The sequence below is a fragment of the Natronococcus jeotgali DSM 18795 genome (genome assembly GCF_000337695.1).
In the GTDB taxonomy this organism is placed as follows: domain Archaea; phylum Halobacteriota; class Halobacteria; order Halobacteriales; family Natrialbaceae; genus Natronococcus; species Natronococcus jeotgali.
This window is the reverse complement of the sequence record NZ_AOIA01000167.1, coordinates 81209-100826: the sequence shown is the minus strand read 5'-3', so window position 1 is coordinate 100826 and position 19618 is coordinate 81209. Positions and strand designations below refer to the sequence as shown.

Here is a 19618-nt window from a genome sequence, read left to right as displayed (position 1 = left end):
ACGGGATAGAGTTACTATCAGTGCCATCCTCTGTCTAGAGAGTGAGTCACATGGTGCCTGATCAAGACGACCGATCGGACGGACACAGTCGTCCACCACCGGGCTCGCCGGTCCTGGAGGCGATTCTAGAAAACGAACGGAACCGTCGTTACCTCGGCCAGCGTCTGGACGCCGCGGGTGATCGTATCGATACGGACCTCCTCGGCGACATCGTCAGGCACGGCCCCGTCCTCGAAGCACTGCTGGAGGAACCGCTCGATCGGCGGGGAATCGAAGCGCGCCTCGACGTCTCGCGGGCGACGAGCCACCGGTACACGCAGTGGCTCGACGAGCAGGACTTCGTCGAGAAAGTCGATGGCCGATTCCAGTTGACCTGGCGCGGCGAAGTCGTCGCGGAGGAGATGCTCCGGTTCGAGGCCAACGTACGGACCGCACACAGACTGACCCCGCTACTTGATGTCATCTGCGAGGACCACCGAGAGTTCGTCATCGAACCGTTTGTGGACGCGACGATCACCGTCGCCGAACCGGACGACCCCTACAAACCAGTCGAGCGGTTCATCGCGCTCGTCAACGAGTCGGAGACGTTCCGGGGGTTCAACACGACGCACATGGCACCGCTGGTTCTCGGCGAGTTCCACCAACGAGTGTTCAACGAAACCGACACCGAAATCATCTACCTGCCGCACATCGCCGAAAAACTGTGTGAGGCGTACCCCGAGCGTGCCCGCAAAGCGATCGATCGCGGACACTTGACTCTCCGAACGCGTGAAGACCTGCCGTACGGCCTCGCACTGTTCGGCGACCGCGTTGGGATCGGGGGCTACGATGAGACCACCGGTCTGATGCAGGTGTTCGTCGATACGGACGCGCCGATTGCGCGCGAGTGGGCCGATCGCGTCTACGCATCGGTCAGAGCGGATTCAAAATCACTCGAAGAGCAGTCGGGTCTGATCCGGTAACACTGGGGTTAATCAGATTGACAGTCATGAAGATCAACCAACTGTGAAGAAACGCCTCCACTGTGGACCGCGAAAACAGCGTCACTCAAGCAACCATCTACTTCCATCGCTCACGACTGGGTCACTTCATTCGGTGGTGCGACGACGAAGGAATAACGAATCTAAACGAGCTGTCTGGACGTCGGCTTCACGAGTTCAGAATCTGGCGGAAAATGGGGAGCGGTTTCTCACTAGTAACTGAGAAGAATGGATACACTGCGGGCGCGGTCCAGTTGTTGTCTCTTATAAGAAGGAGTTCGTTGAACTACCTCAACTAATTCCCTCATAGGAATGAGGACGTAGAGAACACCCACAGCTGGTTCTGCGTAGTATTGTGAACAAAATGATAAGAGCCTAGGCCGGGATTTGAACCCGGGCTCTCGTCCTTACCAAGGACGCGCTTTACCGCTAAGCTACCCAGGCGCGTAATTCGGGGTTCGTCCGAGGCGAATTTATCCCTTTCGAAACCCGTCTCGCGAGCGCCGGCGGTCGAGCCGCGACGGGGTCGCCTCGAGACCTCTCACTGTCCCGTACCGACGGCTCTCGCTCGAGGAGGAAGCGCCGAACGGCAGAACTCAGTGAGAGCCTAGGCCGGAATTTGAATCCGGGGTCTCGTCCTTACCAAGGACGCGCTTTACCGCTAAGCTACCCAGGCGCGCACTCGTTCGTTACGTCGAGTCCACTTTAGGGGTTTCGATTCGCCAGCAGGCGTGGGTCGCCGTGTCGCGATCAGCTGTCGGTGACGGAGGTCGCGCGATCGGTCGGCGACTCCTCGAGCGAGCGCTCCGAGAGCGGGTCGGCGGCGATCGCCGACCGCTCGACCGCGGGAAACGACGTGCCGGCGGCCGCGGCAATTTCGTCGGCGGTCTCGAGCAGCGACGGGGACGGGCCCTCGTCGACGGCCGCGGCGCCGGCGCGTACCGCCAGCTCGAGGACGTCCCGCTCGAGGTTCGTATCGCGGGTCACCGCGGGGTCGGAGCCCTCGCGGCTCTCGAGTCGGTGGGTCTGGTCGCGGCCGAACGCCTGGACGGTTCGGACCGCCTTGTCCGCGGCGTCGGTCCGGGCCAGCAGGTAGAAGCCGCGGGCGACGAGGATGTCGGCCGCGAGGACCTCGAGGTCGCCGTCGGCGTCGGTCTCCGCGTCGGACCAGGGTTCCTCGCGGGCCAGCGAGCGGGTGAGTCGGAGCCCCTCGTAGATGAGCTGTACGCCGGCGGCGTGCGTGACGATCCCGTCGTCGAGAGCGTCGTCCCGACCGATCGGGTCGCTCGAGTCGACCGCGCGGGCGCTCTCGAGGGTGAGCGCGCCGGGGAGCATCGACGCGCTCTCGAGCGTGGATTCGATGAACTCGTGTAGCGCCGGGGGCTCGACGTCCGTAACGGCCTCGAGGGCCGCACGCCGACAGCTGTCCGCCTGTTCCATCATAGGGCCGTTACGAGGGAGGAGGCAAAGACCTTTGGAAACGCCCGGTACACTCCTCGCATGATCGACGTCGACAGCGAGGGACCGATCCGCACGATCACGATCGACAGGCCGGACCGACGCAACGCCCTGACCGTCGCTGGACTCGAGGCCCTCGAGCGGGCAGTCGCCGACGCCGACGAACCGGTGATCGCGCTGCGAGGTGCCGGACCCGCGTTCTGTGCCGGCGCCGACCTCGAGGCGGTCGCCGAACTCGACCGGGAGGAGGCCGAAGAGTTCGCCCGGCTGGGCCAGCGCGTCGCCCGGACGATCGAGGACGCCGATCCCGTCGTCGTCGCGGAGATCGACGGCCCTGCCCGCGGCGGCGGGCTCGAGCTCGCGCTGGCCTGTGACCTCCGGGTCGGGACCCCCGACTCGAGCTACGGCGAACCGGGGGTCACGTTCGGGCTGTTCGGCGCCTGGGGTGGCACCGTCCGGCTGCCCCGGATCGTCGGCGAGGGCGCCGCCCTGGAGCTCGCCTGTACCGGGCGGGTCGTCGGCGCCGAGGAGGCGCTCCGGATGGGGCTGCTCTCGCGGCTCGAGGACCGCCCCCGGACGGTCGCCGAGGAGCTCGCGGCCACCGAGACCGACGCGCTCGCCGCCCTGAAACGACGGGTGCGCGACGACGCCGACCGCGCGACCCAGGAGCGACGGGAGGTCGAGGCCTTCGGCGAGCTGGCGGAAACACACGCCGCGGAGCTCGGGGAACTGCTCGAGTAGGAGTCCCGGAACCCGATCGCGGACGGCCGAATCGCTTTTTTCGCCCGCCGTGGAGGCAATGAGTAGATGCCCGGACCCGCGTTTCTGACCGGCGACGACGTCACGCTGCGCACGATCGAGGAGGAAGACCTCGAGTTCCTCCAGGCCCAGGTCAACGATCCCGCGATCCGACGGCCGATCGGGCGCTCGATGCCGCTCAACGCCGAGCAGGAGCGGGCGTTTTACGACGACGTCGTCTGTTCGGACGACGCGATCCACCTCTTGGTGGTCGCCGACGCGACCCCCGTGGGGACGGTCGGCCTCGACGCGATCGACTGGCAGTCGGCTGGCGCCGAGTTGGGCTACTGGATCGCGCCGGCCCACCAGCGCCGGGGGTACGGAACCGAGGCCGTGGAGCTCGTCGTCGGCCACGGGTTCGACCAGCTCGGACTCCACCGCCTCGCCGCCCGCGTCTACCGGTTCAACGACGGCTCGAAGCGACTCCTCGAGTCGGTCGGGTTCTCCGAGGAGGGCGTCCACCGCGACGCCGCGTTCGTCGACGGCGAGTACCGGGATACCCACTGGTACGGGCTCCTCGAGGACGAGTGGCGGTAGGCGAGACCGGGCGCTACTCGAGGGGGTCCGGCGACGCCGGCGCCCGCCGCTTGTGCTCGCTGCGCTCGTACATCCGTCGAACCGTCTCGACGGTCTCGACGTCGATGCCGTGCTCGCGGGCCGTTACGTCGGCCGACAGCGGGCCGTCGACGTGGCTGACGAGGATCGTATCGAGCGTCTCGTAGTCGAATCCCATCTCGTCCTCGTCGGTCTGGTCCTCCCAGAGCTCCGCCGTCGCGGGTTTCGCCGCCAGATCCTCGGGGACGCCGACGTGGCGAGCGAGCTGGCGGACCTGTGCCTTGTAGAGGTTCCCGATCGGGTGGCAGTCGACGGCGCCGTCGCCGTACTTCGTGAAGTAGCCGACCGCGGCCTCGCTGCGGTTGCCGGTGCCGAGCACGAGTCGGCTCTCGTGGTTCGCGACGAGGTAGTTCAGCACCGCCCGGACGCGGGCTCGAGCGTTCCCGACCGCGGTTCGGTCGCCCTCGGCCTCGGGGTAGGCGCCGAGTAGCGAGTCGACGATCGGTTCGATCTCGATCACGTCGTAGCTCATCCCGAGCTCGCGGGCGACGCGTTCGGCGTCGCTCATGTTGTCGTCGCCGCTGACCCGCGCCGGGAGGACGAGCCCGTGAACGCCCTCGGCGCCGAGGGCGTCGACCGCGAGGTGGGCGACGAGCGTGCTATCGATCCCGCCCGAGAGCCCGAGGACCGCCCCGTCGGTTCCCGCGCCGTCGACCTGCTCGCGAACGAAGTTCGTGATGTGATCGCGCCGTTCGTCCAGCTCCGCGTCAGAAAACCGAAGATCGAGCATCGAACGGAGGTACGGAAGGACGGACCTAATAGGCTCCCCTGAACGACGCAACGTGGACGTTCGGTCGGTTTCGATCGTCGCTCGAGCCGGAGCGCGTTCGCTTCCTTCGAAGCGCGAGGAGGAGAGAATCCCCGCTCGGGCTCGGAGAGATCGATCGGGCGTCCGGAGCGGATCGACGGGCCGCTCGCGGCCGGGAAGAGTAGCGTCCCGCGGGAAACGGTGACCTTAACTTCGTAGAACGGAAACTCCGGATACGAAGCGCGGTTGGTCCAGCGGTAGGACAGCTGCCTCCCACGCAGCTAGCCCGGGTTCAAATCCCGGACCGCGCACTTTTGACGGAGCGAATCCGACGGGGGTATTCCCTCCTCCTCGATCTCGCGCCATCGGTCCCGCGTCGTCTCGGTTCTCCGCGAGCCCGCGGCTTACACACCGGTAGTACGTCGCGGCGTCCGTCTGTCGACTGCCTGGGTACGTCGCGTCGCCCGAACGCGTGCGATCGGGCTACGACTCGGGTTTCCAGCTCATCGTCACCGTCACCGTCTCGCGGTCGCCCCGCAGCCGAGAGGAGCGTTCCACGATGTCGACCGAGACCGAGACGTCCTCGGAGTTACCGAGCGAGACGGTCTTGTTTCCGACGGGGACGTCGACCCCGCTCTCGCCCTCGTCGAACCGCCGGGAGAGCTCCGAGAGGTAGTCGGCGAGTTCGCTTCGGCTCAGCACTTCGTCGTTGGTCGTCCGTTCGGCCATACCCGTAGCTAGCCGCGATTCCGAAAGAAAGTGTGGGCTGCGATCGCATCCTGCACAGGGACCTCGCACTCGGATGGAGACGGGTGGCCTTTTCACCCGCGGACCGGTATGCGACCACGATGGACGTCGCCGTCGGAATCGTCGCCCAGCGCGACAACGAGCGGGCACAGGCTCTCGCCGCGACGCTGATCGAGGCCCTCGAGAACGCGACCGCCGTCGTCGACGAGTCGACCGGCGCCGCGATCAACGAGGACGGCGTCCCGGTCGCGTCGATGGCGAGTCGCGAGCTGGTCGTCAGCATCGGCGGCGACGGAACGTTGCTGTTCGTCGCCCGCGAGGTGGGGGGGACGCCGATCCTCGGCGTCAACCTCGGGGAAGTCGGCTTTCTCAACGCCGTCGATCCCGGGGACGCCGTCGCCGTCGTCGCCGACGTCGTCGAATCGGTTCGGGCGGACGGCGCCGTCGACGGTCGTCGACTCGATCGACTCCGGGCCGAAGGCGAGGGGTGGTCCCTCGAGCCGGCGCTCAACGAGGTCGTCGTCCACGGCCCCCGGCGGGGCCACGGCGGGGGCGCGACGATCGAAATCCGGGTCGACGGCGAGCGCTACGCCGAGGGCCACGCCGACGGGGTTCTCGTCGCCACGCCGACGGGGTCGACGGCGTACAACCTCGGCGAGAGCGGCCCGCTCGTTCGCCCCGGAGCCGACGCGCTGATCGTCAACCAGATGGCGGCGACCGAGGCGATGCCGCCGCTGGTCGTCGACCGCGACGCCGAGATCGAGCTCTCGGTCGCGGACGCCGAAACCGCCTACGCGATCAGCGACGGGCGAAACCGGCGGGAACTCGAGCCGCCGGCGACCGTCGACGTCTCGGTCGCGGACGAGCCCGTCACGCTCGCCGGACCGCGGGCGAACTTCTTCGAGGCGCTCGAGAAACTCGAGTAGCTACTCCCCCTCGAGGAGGCGCTCGAGCTGTTCGGGCGGTACCGCGCCGCGAGCGGCGCGGCCCTCGTTGACGAACGTCGGAACCCCGGTAACGCCCTGCCGTCGAGCGTCGTCGAACAGCTCCTCGAGCTCCGCTCTGAGCCCCTCGTCGTCGATCGCGTCGCGGATCTCCCCGGGGGCGAGGCCGACCTCCTCGGCGATCTCCGCCAGCACGTCAGGATCGCCGATATCCCGTCCGTCCTGCCAGAGCGCCTCGTAGATCGCCGCGTCGAAGGTCGCCCACCGGTCGGGGTCGCTCTCCGAGACGTGCCAGGAGGCGAGCTGGGCGTTCAGCGAGTCGACCTCGATCGCGATCTCCTGGTTCATCTCGACGTCGTACTTTTCCTGAAGTCGGCGGACGTTCTCGCGGGCCTGCTCGTAGTAGTCGTCGTCCTTCCCGTCGTCGACCGCGTGATCGATCGAGCCGTCCGCGTTTCGCTTCCCCGAGCGGAGGTCGAACGGGTGCCACTCCACCTCGAGTGGCGTCTCGCGCTCGTCGCGGTACCGCTCGAGCGAACGCTTACCCAGGTAACAGAACGGACAGACGTAGTCGGCGTAGATCGTGAGTCGGTCGACGGTTTCGGTCTCGGACATGGTCGCGGTAGGGACCCGCGACGGAAAAGACGACGGCTCCGAGCGCCCGACTCACTCCCCGGCGTTCGGATCGTCGGGCGCGTCGCTTCGGTTCGCATCGGGCGAGTTCTCGTCGACTCGGTCCTCGAGGCTCGGGAGGTTCGGATCCCGGTAGGGGTTGCGGCCGTAGGCGGGAAGCTCGTCCTCGAGCTGGGACTTCAACACGCGCCGCAGCCGGTTCAGGCTCGTCGTGTCGAGTCCGTGATCCGCGGCGAGGCGTCGGAAGGCTTCCTCGTCGGTGATGTCGTGGGCGCGGTACTGGCCGAACAGCTCGTCCATCCGATCGGGTGAGAGCTCGGCGACGTCGACGTCGTCGAGGCCGAAGTACGCGCGGCGGTCGACGTCGACGACGTGGCGGATCACCACCAGCGCGACCTTCGGGATCGCACGTTGGCTGCCGAACTCGGTGAGGTCGATCTCGTCCATCACGCCCAGCGCCAGATCCCGCTGCCAGGGGGTCAGATCGAGGGCGTTGCACAGCGCCTGCGTCGTCCGCAGCCGATCGAGTCGGTGCGCGCGCTCGCTGTAGCCCGGCGTCGCGCCGTGTTGTTCGTCGTGGAGTCGGCGAACGCTCTCGGGGAGCTCCTCGTCGGGCGACTCCGCGCGCCCGATAACGGTCGCACTCGGCGTGACGACGCCCCACTGACGGACGGTCGAGTCCCGCTGGACGTCCGCCCGGGAGAGCGCCCCGGAACCGGGGCGCGTCTCGAGGCGACGATTCCCCTCGAGGCCGTCGGGGTCGGACTCCCGCCGGAGGGCTGGTCCGGAGTCAACACCGTCGTCGTACATCGTGTGTCGCTCAGACCGGGAGACGGAAAAAGACTTGCTCGTTTCACCACGCCCGAGAGCCGACGCTCGACGAGATTCGGCACCCCATCTGCGAAAAGCCCTTCGTAGCTCTATCTTGTGACCAGAGCCACTTAAATAGAAACCGGTCGATACCGGCTTTCGGCTCGAACGTCAAAGCTACCAGCGGTAGGAGTTCGAAAAGCGCCGGTCTTCCGTCATAGCTCCACCTTGTGACCAGAGGAACTTAAAGAGCGATCGATACGCTCGAGTTCCGACCTAGCACCCGCAGCTGCCGAACCAGAAGCGTGAGAAGCGATGATCTCCCGTCGTATCTCTACCTTGTGACCAGAGGCACTTAAAGCGAGGACGGCGACTCGGATCACCGACTCGCCGCGATCAGCTCGTCGACATACTCGTCCAGTCGAGCACGGTCGGGGCCGTCTCGAGCGTGCACCGCCGGATCGATCCGCTCGGGCGGGTGGGCGAACGCGCGATCGACCGCGGCGCCGATCCGGACGCTTCCCTCGCCCGCGCGCTTGCGCTCGAGGAGGTCCCGGGCGCGGTCGATCCGTTCCTCGTCGAAGATCGCGGGCGCCTGCTCCTCGAGGAAGCTCCCGAACTCGAGAACGGGCAGTTCGTGGTCGCCGTGCTCACCGGTCGCTTTCAGGTATCGTGCGGCCATCGCGGCGCGGATCACGGTCAGGTTCCGCTTGACCGTCGGTCGCGTCCCCGTCTCGGCGAACCGCTCGTCGTCCGCGGCGACGGTCGCCGTCCCGTTTTCGGTCTCGACGACGTACTTCCCGTCGCGGCGCTCAAGGATCGGAAACGTCTCGTCGTCGTTCCGAACCAGGTGCTCCGAGAGGTACTTCCGATAGTTGTTCGTCGCGATCCCGCGCCAGGCGTGATAGAGGTCGATCGGGTTGTACGTCCGCTCGACGTAGCCGACAAGCGGGTCGGGATTGTAACGTGTTCGGTACCGGATCGGGCTCCGCAGGAGGTCGATCGCGCCGTCGTTCGAGTCGGCCAGCAGCGCCGCGAACGTGCGGACGTCCCAGCCCTGGTACTCGAAGTCCTCGCGCTCCTCGAGGACGACCTCGTCGACCCCGCGGAGGTGGGCGTACCGTCGGAGATCCGTCGGCGCGTAGACGAACCCGACGTCGTAGTCGCTGTCGGGTCCCGCCGCGCCCCAGGCGCGGCTCCCGCGGGCGACCGCCAGGACGATCGACACCTCTCGAGAGCGTTCGATCTCGTTCAGGTGTCGATCGATCGTCTCGCGTACGCGGGCGGAGACTGGTGCCATCGCTACCGTGTGTCGCTTCTCGAGCGTTCGAACGTCGAGCCCGTTCGAGACGCGCGGCTACCGTGGCACCGAGAATCGTAGAACGCCCAGTCTCCCGTCATAGCTCCACCTTGTGACCAGAGATACTTAAAGAGCGAGCGGTCGCTCCGGCGGGGTCCGAGAGGGGACACACGGCTGTCGAGTTCGAGAGTCCGCGAGAACGACGGCGTCCCGTGGTATCTCTACCTTGTCGCCAGAGATACGTAAACGGCGGGCGCGGATCGGAACGGGCGCTTTCGTCCCCGCAGCGAGATCGGTGGCGTCGCGCCGAAAGCGGACGCTGTCGAACGTGAGGGTCACCAGAACTGCGCCGCCCTACCATAGCTTCTCCTTGTGACCAGAGCCACTTAAACGAGGCCGCGACCGTCGACCGACGGTTTCGGTGCCGGCGTCGCGTCCCGACCTCGAGTCCTCGCCCCGAGGATCGTTCGGGTTTCGCTTCCGAAAGGTTGAATCGCCCGCTACCCCGAGTATGGGCAATGAGCCAGCAGCTTCCGGACGTCCAGGCGTCCTCGCCCGACGTCACCGTCGGCCTGAGCCAGGTCGGCGTCACCGGCGTCGAGAAACTCGTCAAGATCGCCCGCGAAGAGAAACGTCCGATCGTCCTCACCGCCGAGTTCGAGGTCTTCGTCGACCTCCCGTCGTGGCGCAAGGGCGCGGACATGAGCCGAAACATGGAGGTCATCGACGAAATTCTCGAGGACGCGACCCGCGACGAGGCCTACCGCGTCGAGGAGGTCTGCGGCGAGGTCGCCGAACGGCTGCTCGGGAAACACGACTACACCTCCCGCGCGGAGGTCACGATGGAAGCCGAGTTCATGCGCCGCGAGCAGACCCCCGCCAGCGACCGCGAGACCCAACACACCGTCGATATTATCGCGTCCGCGACCGCCACGGAGGAGGGAACCCGCGAGGAGATCGGCGCCGAGGTCGTCGGGATGACCGTCTGTCCCTGCTCGCAGGGGATGTCCGCCGCGCGCGCGAAACAGACCCTCGAGGACCTGGGCGTCGAGGAGGAGACGATCACGGAGTTCCTGGAGGAAGTGCCACAGCCGGGCCACTCCCAGCGCGGGCACGCGACGCTGACCGTCGAGTCCGACGGCGATCCGGACGTCGACCTGAACGACGTCATCGACATCGCGCGCGATTCGATGAGCGCCCGGATCTACAACCTCGCGAAGCGACCCGACGAGGACCACATGACCTACGCGGCCCACGCCGACGCGAAGTTCGTCGAGGACTGCGTGCGCTCGATGGCCGAGGGGGTCGTCGAGGAGTTCGATCACCTGCCCGACGACGCCGTGATCACGATGAAACAGTCCAACGACGAGTCGATCCACCAGCACAACGCCCACGCCGAGCGCGTCGTCGAGCTGGATCAGCTCCGATCGGAGATCTACGACTAGAACGCAAGCGGCTCCGCTTCCTCCCACCGCGGGGCGAACTCGCCGTGGACGTTCGCGGCGAACTCCGGATCCTTCAGGTCGATCATCCCGAACGCGTCGCCCGACGACAGCGGGTTCGGTACCTGGATACAGATCTCGACGCCGTCGATGATGTTGAACGATCCCGTCACGTCGTCGTTCGTCCGGACGTGGAAGTCGTCGCGGCTCTGTAGCGCGCTCTGGTACCGCGCCCCGACCTTCTCCGAGAGGGAGTCGACCATATCCCGCGTCATCAGGATGTCGACCGAGACGCCCCGATCCAGGGCGTCCTCGAGCTGGGCGAGGACGTCCTCGCTGACGGCCTGCATGTCCCGCTCGGGGACCGGATCCGCGGCGACCATCACGATGTGATCGTCCGCGGCCGCCAGGCGCTCGAGCAGCAGGTCGATCGTCTCCTCGGGGCCGACCGCGGCGGTCCAGAACTGTTCCTCGACGGGGTCGGCCGCGTCGAGCTCGTCGGCCAGATCGTCGACGATCGACTCGTACTGGTCGGCCTTCTCGTCGAGTTCGCGCTTCTTGTCCTCGAGGAGGCGATCCAGTGCGGTCGCGGGTTCGACGGCGACGTACTTCTTCGGACGGCTCGCGGTCTGGCTGCGGACGAGATTGTACTGCTCGATGCTATTGAGGACGTCGTAGATCCGTCCCATCGGGACGTCGCTCGCGCGTGACAACTCCTTCGCCGTTGTGGGTCCGGTGTTGAGCAACGCCCGGTACGCTCGAGCCTCGTACTCGGAGAGCCCGAGATCCCTGAGACTGGCCATACTCGTAACGGCTCACCCAAGAAACAAAAACGCTGTGGTGGTTTGACCGTCGCTCGACACGCGGGGGTTCACCCCGCGCGTCAGTCGAGAATCTCCCCCACCCGCTCGCTCAACTGCTCGGGAGTTTCGGCGGGGTCGGAGCGTCGGTCGCCGCGCTCGACGCGTGCGGTCCCCGCCTCGAGGTCGGCGACCGGGACGACGACCTTCTCGTGGTCCGCGAGCCGCAACGCCGCGCGGTGGAGATCCGATCCGGGCTCGTCGCCGATTCGGATCGCGAGCGGCCCCTCGAGCAGTCGCGCCGCGACCGTTCCGTACCGGGCGATCTGGACGCCGAAACGGTCGCTGGCGCCGGCGAAGTCCTCGAGCGTGTCCCGGGCCACCGCCCGGTACCGGTCCTCGCCGGTGAGCACCGCCAGCTCGAGCAGCCCGTCCGCGAGGGCGACGTTCGCGTCCAGGGGCCGCAGCGGTCGATCGCACAGTCCGACGCCCTCGCCCGCGCTGTCGACGAAGGAGTCGCCGTCGCGGAGTCGCTCGATCGTCGCGTCGGCGACCGCCGCGGCGTCCTCGAGGGCGTCGGTCTCGAGGGTGCTCGCGGTCGTCGTCAACGCGCCGAGGACGCGGGCCTGGTTCGAGAGCAGCGGCGTCGGCTGGCCGTCGGCTCCGCGCTCGGGGTCGAGTTGGTGCCCGACGATCCCGTCCTCGAGCAGATCGGCCCGCAGCGTCGAGAGCGCGCGCTCGGCGTACCGCCGCGCCCGCTGATCGTCGGTGTAGGCGTAGAAGGTAAGCAGTCCCTCGATCGCCAGCGCGTTCGGGCCGGCGAAGACGCCGTCGTCGACGGGCGGCTCGTCGGCCGCCGCGCGCTCGGTCGGCTCGAGACCGTGGCTTTCGGGGTCTCCGGGGGCCTGGCTGTTCGCGAACGCCTCGGCGTCGCCGTTCCACAGCGTCGTCGTCAGGAACTCGACGGTGCGCTCGGCGGGCTCGCGGTACTCGGGTTTCCCCGTCAGGAGGTAGGCGTTCGCGAACGCGCGCACGAGCGCGCCGTTGGAGTCGAGCAGCTTCTCGTGTTGCAGGCCCGACCAGTCGCGATCGGTCGCGAACCGGTAGAACCCGCCGTCGTACTCGTCTAACAGGTTCGCCCCGACGGCGTCGAACGACCGCAGCGCCATCTCGCGGTCCCGCTTGAGCGCGAACTCGAGCGCGTCGGGCAGCGGGAACTTCGGTTCGGTCCCCCACCCCCCGGCGACCTCGTCGTAGGCCTCCTCGAGTCGGCCGAGCATCGACGATTCGATATCGCTCGAGAGCTCCCCGGTCGGCGGCTCGTCCTCTCTGAGCGGCCGCGGGACGCGGGCGGCGCCGCTTCCCTTGGTCTGCCACATCGTCCGGACGCTGTCGAGAACCTGGCGCATCCCGTCCGGACCGAGGTATCCGGATCCGGTCAGGACGGTTCCGTCGGGTGCCAGGAAGACCGTCGACGGAAATCCGCCCATATTGTACCGATCGCGCACGCGCGGATTGCGATCGACGTCGACTCGCACCGGAACGAATCCGTCGTTGACGTGCGCCGCGATCCGGGGCTCGGCGTAGGTCTCGGCGTCCATCTCGTGGCAGTGATCGCACCACGTCGCGGTCAGCGCACACAGGACCGGAACCGATTCCGACTCGGCCTCGTCGAAGGCGTCCTGACCCCACTCGCGCCACTCGACGCGCGTCGAATCGTTCATACCGATCGTCCGGGCGTCGACAGGGTAAGCGCTTCGTTCGGGGGCTCGCGCCGCGGACGGGCGCGGAGTGTAAAGGGTTTTCACCCGTCGCCGGCTATATCGGAGTATGCTCCGGTGGATCCTCGCGTTGCTGCTGATCCCGTTTCTCGATGCGATACTCCTCGGGTTCGTCGCGACCGCCTACATCGGCTGGGTGCCGATGGTACTGCTCGTCGTTCTGACTGGTCTCGTCGGTATGCTGCTCGTCAGAGCGGAGGGGCGGCGGACGATCGGAAAGATGCAACGCTCGCTCGCCGAGGGGCGGCCGCCGACGAACGAGTTGCTCGACGGCGGCTTCCTGATCGCCTCGGGAGCGTTCCTGCTCACTCCGGGCCTGGTCACCGACCTGATCGGGTTCCTGCTGGTCGTTCCGGTGACCCGGGTCCCGATTCGGGCGGCACTCAAACGCTACGTGATCGTTCCGTACGCGGACAAAAAGGCGGGCGGCTTCGCGAGCGGGAACGTCTGGACGTTCGGATTCCCCGGCGGAAGCGCCGACGAGGACGAGACGCGGGCTCGATGGTCCGACGGCGGTACCTACGACCTCGGCGAGGACGACTACTCCGTCGACAGCGACGAGTCGTACACGGTCGAGTTCGGCGACGAGCGAACCGACGACGCCGACGTCGACGACGAGGACCCCTACGCCCGGTAGCGATTCTCACGGCTCTTCCAGAAAGAAACACTTAACCATCCCAGCGCACAACGGACAGATGCGGTCGCGGGCCAATAGCTCAATTAGGTTGAGCGCCACTCTGATAAGGTGGAGGCTCTCGGTTCAAATCCGAGTTGGCCCATGTTCTCGTGGCGAACAACGTCGTGAGCCACGAGTATAGAATCCGAGTGAACGCACTCGCTTTCTGATCTGCTTCCAACGTCGAAGGAGGCGAACGTAGCGCTCCCAGTGTTGCTGCCCGTTCGTCAGCGGTGAGCCGTACCAGAACCCCTCACTCCAACGTTCACACCTCGAGACCGGGATTCGAACGCGCCCCGTCTCGAATCCAGAGGCCCCTATCCCGTCGCCGCGGAATCGAAAACGGCGAACTCCCGGCGCCGGACCGACCGCTCGCCTCGTCTGACGGTAATGACAGCTTATAGAAACGTATTAAGTGACAGTGTTCGTACACCAGGTATGCCGCGAACCGTGATCGTCGACGGGGAGGAGATGGTGGTCGGAGAGAAGACGACGGTCGCAGCAGTGCGGAAGTTCGCGGACGTCCCCGACGGTGCGGTCGCGTTCTATCGTCGGGACGGCACCGTTCGGCTCCTCGAGGACACCGAGACCGTCGCCGAGCGAATTCCGGACGGGGGCGCCCTCGAGTTCCGGGCGGGGCCGATCGGGGAGGGAACGGATCTCGCTACCGACGGCGAACGGGAGTGATCGCGGCGTCGACCCGACTGATCACCGGGCCGACGCCTTCGGTACAACGCCGACGATTTCCGATACGAATCGGTTTCGCCCGCTGGTGAAACAGTTCCGTCTCGCGAGGAACGGTCGTTCCCGCGTCGGCTCCCTTAACTTCCGATTAAGCCGCGTTCGAAGGTCGGTTTTCATACCTGTCCGGTTTCGGAATAGTTAGGCCGATCCATACCCGCGTTGTCCCTCGGCGGGCGGTCTTTACCGACGCTATAATANCAGTCTGTACGTATCGACGACGACCGATCGGCCGAGCGGGTGTCGCCGATCCGGAGTCGAGGTGATCTCTCGTGATGTATACGCACGGTGAAATCCGTGCCGACGGATCGCTGTCCGGGGGAGTGCTCGAGGAGTGGCTTCCGTCCGAGTCAGGGATCCGATACGCGACCGACCACGTCGCGATCGCCACCGACCCCGACGCGTGTCACTCGTCGGGCGAGACGGCGGATGCGGAGAGCGAGTCTGTTCGCTGTTGGCTTCTCGGAGATGTCTACGGGTACGATCCCGCCGAAACGGGCCAGTCCGGCGAGTACGAGTCCCGCCCGGCCGACGTCGACCCGGCCCGGTACTGCCTCTCGATGTACGAGCGAACGGGATTCGAGTTCCTCGAGGGGCTCAACGGGAACTACACGCTGTTGCTCTACGATCGAGCGAGGCAGCGCTTCGCGCTCTGTACCGACCGGTTCGGCACGGTTCCGGTCTACTGGACGCGAACCGACGACGGCTCCGTCGTCTTCTCGACGAACGTCCAGTTGATTCCGTTCCATCCGAACGTCGACACCGCGTTCCACCCGGCGTACCTCCACGAGTACCTCGCCTTTCGGCGCACCTTCGGCGTGAAGACGCCCCTCGAGGGCGTCGAGAAGCTCGAGCCGGGGACGATCACCTCGATCGCGCTCGGCGACGGATCGGTCCGAACCGAACAGTACTGGCGACCCCGGTACCAGCCCCGCGACGAGTCCTTCGAGTGGTTCGTCGAGGAGTTCGCCGACCGATTCCGGACCGTCGTCGACGAGTGGACCTCCGACGGCCACGAGTACGGCGTCTTGCTGTCGGGGGGCAGCGACTCCCGGCTCGTCCTGTCGGTCCTCGAGAACGCGACCGCGTTCCACATGAACGACTGGATGAACCGCGAAGCCCGCATCGCCGAGCGAGTGGCCCTCGCGGCCGGGGCGGAGTTCGAGATGCTCGAGCGAGGACCGGAGTACCGCATCGGCGCCCTCGAGCGGAACCGGTGGGCCGACTCCTTCAACGGCTGGTTCAGCCAGCCCTACACGAGCGGGTTCGAGTTCCAGATCACCGACCGGGTCGACGGGCTGCTGTCGGGGCTGTACAGCGACTCGCTGTTCGGCGGGTACAGCGTCCCGTCGCCGAAGCTCTCGCTGGGACCGCTCGGTTCGATGACGGTACCGATCGAACGTCCGATCGAAACCGTCGACGAGTACGTCGACCTCCTGCTCGAGCGCGCTCACGACGATCTCGATCTGCCGACAGACCTCCGGACGATCCTCGAATCGAACATCCACCGGGACGGGGATCGGATCGTCCACCACGGCGTGACCTACGAGTCCCTCGAGGATCTGGTCTACTACGGCAGCTGTTATCCGCTCTCGAACGACGACGACATGCGGTTCCACAGCGACCTCCGCCGGATGCTCCCCTATCGGTCGCCGTTTCTCGACAACCGCCTGCTCGATCTCTCGCTGTCGATGCCGTCCCGATACCGCCTTCGACGGGATCTCGTCGGGCAGGCGGTTACCCGTCTGGACCCCGACCTCGCCGCGATCCCACACGCCAGCACCGGCGTCTCGATCTCGCGGTCGTTTCCGGTCGAGTACGCCGGCGAACACTTCCTCGAGTTCTGGCGCAAGCACGTCACCAACCGGACTCCCCCGAAGCCGTACTTGACCGACGGGCCCTGGTTGGACGACGCGGAACTGCTTCGCTCGTTCGAGTTCACGGACGAAGTTCTCGACCACCGGGGTCAGCTGGCCGACGCGTTCCCCGGCCCCGACGCCGACGCGATCCGGCGGCTGTATCACACTCACTGCCACGACGAGGATCGTGTCGGTGAACTCTACACGCTACTGACGGTGTTGACGATGCCTGTAACGGAGTACCTTACCGACGCTACCGAGTCGAACGGAACGGAGACGATCGATCCGCTTTCCCGACAGTCGCAGGTGATCGACGTTGAGTGACGATCGCGACGCGGTCGTCGTCACCGCCTCCCGGTANACCCCCACGGGTACGCCTCGATCCGTTCGCTCGGGTCGAAAGACGTCTACACGATCGCCGCGGTCGACGACACCGACCTGAGCGTTACGGCCTCGCGGTACTGCGACGAGTCCGTCCTCGTGCCGCCGCCGAGTAACCTGCCGGCCTACAGGGACGCGCTGCTCGGGCTGGCCGCCCGTCCGGACGTCCGAACCATCGTCCCGCACCGCCCGCACGACACGTACATCCTCTCGCGGGACTACGAGGCGTTCGATCGCCACGTCGACCTCGTCGTGCCGCAAATGGAGACGCTCCGGAACGTCCACGACCGCAAGCGCCTCGCGGAGATCGCGACCGACGCCGGCGTGGCGATCCCGGAGACCCAACTGCTCACCGAGGTCGAGGACTGGAGCGACAACCGGATCGTCAAGTCCCGGTACAACCTGTTAACCGACGCCTACCTCGAGGAGTTCGAACTCGAAGACTCGAAGATCGCGAAATCGGTCGAGCACGTCGCACCCGGCGAGGCGCCCGATACGGACGCGCTGATCGAAAAGATGGGCCACGAGCCGATCGTCCAGGAGTACGTCGAGGGCGCCGGCGAGTACGTCTTCGGCGCGCTGTACGAACACGGCGAGGCGCTGGGCACCTTCCAGCACCGCCAGCTCCGTGGCGACTCCTACACCGGCAGCGGCGGGGTCTACCGCGAGTCGGTCCACATCCCCGAACTCGAGGAAGCCGGGCGGGCGATCCTCGACGAGCTCGAGTGGCACGGGCTGGCCTGCATCGAGTACATCGAGGACGCCGAGACCGGCAAGTTCTCGATCGTCGAGATCAACCCGCGGATGTGGCAGTCGCTGGCGTGTGCGGTCGAGGCGGGCGCCGACTTTCCGGCCTGGTACTGGCTCGCCGCGACGGGTCGCAGCGAGCTGATCGAGCCCGTCTACGAGACCGGCGTCAGCACCCACTACCTCTACGGCGAGCTCGAACACCTCGTCAGCGTCGCCCGCGAGGAGTCGCCGTTCGTCGAACGGCCCTCGCTCGCGGGTCGCGCCGGCGAGATCGCCAGATCGTGTATCGAAGACCGGTCGTTCGACTTCCTCCACCGCGACGATCCGATGCCGATCGTCCGGCAGGTCCGCAACGAGGTCGGGGACGCCGTCGGGCGACGACTCGGCTGACCGCCCTCGGAGTGGAACCGAGCTGAGGGTCTCAGACGTAGTTACTCTCGCTCTCGTAGACCGAGGGATCGTCCCTGAACGTCTCGGCGACCGTCTCGAGGGTGACGAAGCGGGCGTTCTCGTGGCCCTTGACGTACTGGATGAACTCCTCGAACAGCGGAATCATGTGGGGGAGCCCGTGGAGGTCGGGGTGGATCGTGAACGTGTAGACACCCGCGCCCCGGCGATTGTAGAGGTAGTCGAACTGGCGTTTGTAGTACTGCTCGTACATCATCTCGGGGTCCTTGTAGCCGGCGTGGTAGACCGGCTGCTTGATGAACAGCATCGGCGGGATGTCGTCGCGGTACCAGCTGATCGGGATCTCGACGACGTCGGTCTCCTCGCCGTACCGGTACGGCTCCATCCACGCCTCCGGGCTCTTGTCGTAGTCGATCTTCTCCCAGCTGTCGCCTTTGCGCATCCAGCCCGGCTCGAACTCCCGTTCCATCAGGCTGCTGTCGTACTCGAAGCCGTGTTTCTCGACCAGCTCCGGCGTGTTCTCGCTGAACTCCCACCAGCTGGCGCGGTGGCCGACGGGCTCCGAGCCGGTGACGTCCTCGATCAGCTCGATCGAGACCTCGAGAATCTCGTCTTCCTGTTCCCTCGAGAGGTCCGTCGGGTTCTCGTGGGAGTAGCCGTGGACCCCGAGCTCGTGGCCCGCGGCCGCGACCGCCTCGATCTCGTCGCGGAAGGTCTCGATCGTGTGACCGGGGACGTACCACGACGTCTCGATGTCTTGCTCCTCGAACAGCTCGAGCATTCGGGGGATCCCCTCGTTGCCGGCCGACAGGCCTCGAGAGAGGTCCGCGGGCGAGTCCTCGCCGCCGTACGAGCCGAGCCAGCCGGCGACGCAGTCCGCATCGACGCCGATCGCCACGTCAACTGTTCCCATAACGTCCGGAGAGCCACCGACGAGGGGGAAGGAACTAGGGGCTGCACGTGCCGACGGGTACGGAGCCGTCCGCGGACGGCGACAGCCCCATCACGCTCGGAGCCAAGAGCCGGTATGGAACCGACGGAGTCTACGGCCGACGAGCCGGCGCTGCTCGAGGACGCACCCCTCGACCTCCCGAACGGGACCGAGACGGCGACGTTCGGGGCGGGCTGTTTCTGGGGACCCGACGCCCGCTTCGGCGCGCTCGAGGGCGTCGCCCGAACCCGGGTCGGCTACGCGGGCGGGGCCGATCCCGACCCGACGTATTTCGCGCTGGGCGATCACACCGAGGTCGTCCGGGTCGCCTACGACCCCGAGATCGTCTCCTACGAGGAGCTCCTCGAGACGTTCCGGGCGAGCCACGACTGGCACACCGACGCGCCGAAACGACAGTACCGAAGCGTCGTCCTCGCCCACGACGACGACCAGTACGAGCGTGCCCGACGGGAGCGGGACGCGATCGCCGAGCGCACCGGTCGATCGCCGGCCACCGACGTCGAACTCCTCGAGGCGTTCCACGCGGCCGAGCCGTTCCACCAGAAGTACGAACTCCGCTCGCGGCCGATCGTCGGCGACGAACTCGAGACGCTGTACGGCGAAGCGTTCGTCGATTCGACGGTCGTCGCCCGACTCAACGGGTTCGCGGCCGGCCACGTCGATCGGAGCCGGTACGACGCGTTGCTCGCCGCCCTGGATCTCCCGACGCCGATCCTCGCGGAGCTCCGACGGTGGCGTTGAATCCAGCCGTCCTCGAAGCCGATCTAAACCTATTCATAGGGGAAGACGCCTACC

General features: G+C 66.7%; 19 protein-coding genes and 4 tRNA genes. 12 read left to right on the top strand and 11 right to left on the bottom strand.

The genetic code is table 11. From position 1 onward, the window contains the following. Positions 1-50: 50 nt before the first annotated feature. Positions 51-962 carry a helix-turn-helix transcriptional regulator gene (locus C492_RS21735; protein ID WP_008427606.1) on the top strand — a complete coding sequence of 304 codons (912 nt, stop codon included), beginning with the start codon at positions 51-53 and terminating at the stop codon, positions 960-962. A gap of 390 nt (positions 963-1352) precedes the next feature. Here the strand turns inward: C492_RS21735 and C492_RS21730 are convergent. The 3 genes from C492_RS21730 to C492_RS21720 form a co-directional block, all read right to left on the bottom strand. Next, positions 1353-1424, bottom strand: a tRNA-Thr gene (locus tag C492_RS21730). A 160-nt stretch (positions 1425-1584) separates the two neighbouring features. Continuing rightward, positions 1585-1656 (bottom strand) — tRNA-Thr (locus C492_RS21725). A 74-nt stretch (positions 1657-1730) separates the two neighbouring features. After that, positions 1731-2420 carry a DUF7114 family protein gene (locus C492_RS21720; protein WP_049893243.1) on the bottom strand — a complete coding sequence of 230 codons (690 nt, stop codon included), beginning with the start codon at positions 2418-2420 and terminating at the stop codon, positions 1731-1733. Positions 2421-2480: 60 nt separating this feature from the next. On the opposite strand from C492_RS21720, the gene C492_RS21715 reads away from it, so the two are divergent. Both C492_RS21715 and C492_RS21710 read left to right on the top strand, forming a co-directional pair. Next, positions 2481-3179, top strand: coding sequence for an enoyl-CoA hydratase/isomerase family protein (locus tag C492_RS21715; protein WP_008427604.1), 699 nt, complete (start codon positions 2481-2483; stop codon positions 3177-3179). Positions 3180-3245: 66 nt separating this feature from the next. Further along, a complete protein-coding gene (locus C492_RS21710; RefSeq protein ID WP_008427603.1) occupies positions 3246-3773 on the top strand; it encodes a GNAT family N-acetyltransferase in 528 nt (175 codons plus the stop codon). A 13-nt stretch (positions 3774-3786) separates the two neighbouring features. On the opposite strand, the gene C492_RS21705 is transcribed toward C492_RS21710, so the two are convergent. Then, positions 3787-4581, bottom strand: a complete 795-nt coding sequence (locus tag C492_RS21705) for an NAD+ synthase (protein WP_008427602.1) — start codon at positions 4579-4581, stop codon at positions 3787-3789. 258 nt (positions 4582-4839) lie between these two features. Here C492_RS21705 and C492_RS21700 point away from each other — a divergent pair. After that, positions 4840-4910, top strand: a tRNA-Gly gene (locus C492_RS21700). A gap of 172 nt (positions 4911-5082) precedes the next feature. Here C492_RS21700 and C492_RS21695 read toward each other — a convergent pair. Next, positions 5083-5328, bottom strand: a complete 246-nt coding sequence (locus C492_RS21695) for an amphi-Trp domain-containing protein (protein ID WP_008427601.1) — start codon at positions 5326-5328, stop codon at positions 5083-5085. A 119-nt stretch (positions 5329-5447) separates the two neighbouring features. On the opposite strand from C492_RS21695, the gene C492_RS21690 reads away from it, so the two are divergent. Then, the gene (locus C492_RS21690) at positions 5448-6272 is read left to right on the top strand and encodes an NAD(+)/NADH kinase (protein WP_008427600.1); all 825 of its coding nucleotides are present in this window, start codon (positions 5448-5450) and stop codon (positions 6270-6272) included. On the opposite strand, the gene C492_RS21685 is transcribed toward C492_RS21690, so the two are convergent. The 3 genes from C492_RS21685 to C492_RS21675 form a co-directional block, all read right to left on the bottom strand. Further along, positions 6273-6905, bottom strand: a complete 633-nt coding sequence (locus tag C492_RS21685; protein ID WP_008427599.1) for a DsbA family oxidoreductase — start codon at positions 6903-6905, stop codon at positions 6273-6275. It abuts the gene before it with no gap. Between the two features lie 51 nt (positions 6906-6956). Then, positions 6957-7733, bottom strand: coding sequence for a hypothetical protein (locus C492_RS21680; RefSeq protein ID WP_008427598.1), 777 nt, complete (start codon positions 7731-7733; stop codon positions 6957-6959). Positions 7734-8112: 379 nt separating this feature from the next. After that, the gene (locus tag C492_RS21675; protein WP_008427597.1) at positions 8113-9033 is read right to left on the bottom strand and encodes a nucleotidyltransferase domain-containing protein; all 921 of its coding nucleotides are present in this window, start codon (positions 9031-9033) and stop codon (positions 8113-8115) included. 518 nt (positions 9034-9551) lie between these two features. On the opposite strand from C492_RS21675, the gene mptA reads away from it, so the two are divergent. Then, a complete protein-coding gene (gene mptA, locus C492_RS21670) occupies positions 9552-10478 on the top strand; it encodes a GTP cyclohydrolase MptA (protein ID WP_008427596.1) in 927 nt (308 codons plus the stop codon). Here mptA and C492_RS21665 read toward each other — a convergent pair. Together C492_RS21665 and C492_RS21660 are read right to left on the bottom strand one after the other, a co-directional pair. Next, positions 10475-11278 carry a TrmB family transcriptional regulator gene (locus C492_RS21665; RefSeq protein WP_008427595.1) on the bottom strand — a complete coding sequence of 268 codons (804 nt, stop codon included), beginning with the start codon at positions 11276-11278 and terminating at the stop codon, positions 10475-10477. The genes mptA and C492_RS21665 overlap by 4 nt on opposite strands. A gap of 80 nt (positions 11279-11358) precedes the next feature. Next, positions 11359-12999 (bottom strand): DUF255 domain-containing protein, encoded by a 1641-nt coding sequence (locus tag C492_RS21660; protein ID WP_008427593.1) that lies wholly within the window; start codon positions 12997-12999, stop codon positions 11359-11361. Between the two features lie 106 nt (positions 13000-13105). Between C492_RS21660 and C492_RS21655 the strand changes: the two genes are divergently transcribed. The 5 genes from C492_RS21655 to C492_RS21635 all read left to right on the top strand — a co-directional run bounded on the left by C492_RS21655 (position 13106) and on the right by C492_RS21635 (position 17853). Beyond that, positions 13106-13693, top strand: a complete 588-nt coding sequence (locus C492_RS21655) for an FxsA family protein (protein ID WP_008427591.1) — start codon at positions 13106-13108, stop codon at positions 13691-13693. Positions 13694-13761: 68 nt separating this feature from the next. After that, positions 13762-13835: transfer RNA gene (locus C492_RS21650), tRNA-Ile, on the top strand. A gap of 335 nt (positions 13836-14170) precedes the next feature. Beyond that, positions 14171-14419 carry a hypothetical protein gene (locus C492_RS21645; protein WP_008427589.1) on the top strand — a complete coding sequence of 83 codons (249 nt, stop codon included), beginning with the start codon at positions 14171-14173 and terminating at the stop codon, positions 14417-14419. A gap of 329 nt (positions 14420-14748) precedes the next feature. Continuing rightward, complete coding sequence (locus C492_RS21640; RefSeq protein ID WP_008427588.1) at positions 14749-16656, top strand: asparagine synthase-related protein; 1908 nt, start codon at positions 14749-14751, stop codon at positions 16654-16656. 156 nt (positions 16657-16812) lie between these two features. After that, complete coding sequence (locus tag C492_RS21635; protein ID WP_008427587.1) at positions 16813-17853, top strand: carboxylate--amine ligase; 1041 nt, start codon at positions 16813-16815, stop codon at positions 17851-17853. A 31-nt stretch (positions 17854-17884) separates the two neighbouring features. Here C492_RS21635 and C492_RS21630 read toward each other — a convergent pair whose 3' ends face one another. Next, positions 17885-18784 (bottom strand): polysaccharide deacetylase family protein, encoded by a 900-nt coding sequence (locus tag C492_RS21630; RefSeq protein WP_049893236.1) that lies wholly within the window; start codon positions 18782-18784, stop codon positions 17885-17887. A gap of 114 nt (positions 18785-18898) precedes the next feature. On the opposite strand from C492_RS21630, the gene C492_RS21625 reads away from it, so the two are divergent. Further along, complete coding sequence (locus C492_RS21625; RefSeq protein WP_008427585.1) at positions 18899-19564, top strand: peptide-methionine (S)-S-oxide reductase; 666 nt, start codon at positions 18899-18901, stop codon at positions 19562-19564. The last annotated feature ends 54 nt before the right edge of the window (positions 19565-19618 follow it).

Coding starts and splice junctions, on each gene's coding strand:
- C492_RS21735 (WP_008427606.1), top strand. CDS start 51: ATGGTGCCTGATCAAGACGACCGATCGGACGGACACAGTCGTCCACCA.
- C492_RS21720 (WP_049893243.1), bottom strand. CDS start 2,420: ATGGAACAGGCGGACAGCTGTCGGCGTGCGGCCCTCGAGGCCGTTACG.
- C492_RS21715 (WP_008427604.1), top strand. CDS start 2,481: ATGATCGACGTCGACAGCGAGGGACCGATCCGCACGATCACGATCGAC.
- C492_RS21710 (WP_008427603.1), top strand. CDS start 3,246: ATGCCCGGACCCGCGTTTCTGACCGGCGACGACGTCACGCTGCGCACG.
- C492_RS21705 (WP_008427602.1), bottom strand. CDS start 4,581: ATGCTCGATCTTCGGTTTTCTGACGCGGAGCTGGACGAACGGCGCGAT.
- C492_RS21695 (WP_008427601.1), bottom strand. CDS start 5,328: ATGGCCGAACGGACGACCAACGACGAAGTGCTGAGCCGAAGCGAACTC.
- C492_RS21690 (WP_008427600.1), top strand. CDS start 5,448: ATGGACGTCGCCGTCGGAATCGTCGCCCAGCGCGACAACGAGCGGGCA.
- C492_RS21685 (WP_008427599.1), bottom strand. CDS start 6,905: ATGTCCGAGACCGAAACCGTCGACCGACTCACGATCTACGCCGACTAC.
- C492_RS21680 (WP_008427598.1), bottom strand. CDS start 7,733: ATGTACGACGACGGTGTTGACTCCGGACCAGCCCTCCGGCGGGAGTCC.
- C492_RS21675 (WP_008427597.1), bottom strand. CDS start 9,033: ATGGCACCAGTCTCCGCCCGCGTACGCGAGACGATCGATCGACACCTG.
- mptA (WP_008427596.1), top strand. CDS start 9,552: ATGAGCCAGCAGCTTCCGGACGTCCAGGCGTCCTCGCCCGACGTCACC.
- C492_RS21665 (WP_008427595.1), bottom strand. CDS start 11,278: ATGGCCAGTCTCAGGGATCTCGGGCTCTCCGAGTACGAGGCTCGAGCG.
- C492_RS21660 (WP_008427593.1), bottom strand. CDS start 12,999: ATGAACGATTCGACGCGCGTCGAGTGGCGCGAGTGGGGTCAGGACGCC.
- C492_RS21655 (WP_008427591.1), top strand. CDS start 13,106: ATGCTCCGGTGGATCCTCGCGTTGCTGCTGATCCCGTTTCTCGATGCG.
- C492_RS21645 (WP_008427589.1), top strand. CDS start 14,171: ATGCCGCGAACCGTGATCGTCGACGGGGAGGAGATGGTGGTCGGAGAG.
- C492_RS21640 (WP_008427588.1), top strand. CDS start 14,749: ATGTATACGCACGGTGAAATCCGTGCCGACGGATCGCTGTCCGGGGGA.
- C492_RS21630 (WP_049893236.1), bottom strand. CDS start 18,784: ATGGGAACAGTTGACGTGGCGATCGGCGTCGATGCGGACTGCGTCGCC.
- C492_RS21625 (WP_008427585.1), top strand. CDS start 18,899: ATGGAACCGACGGAGTCTACGGCCGACGAGCCGGCGCTGCTCGAGGAC.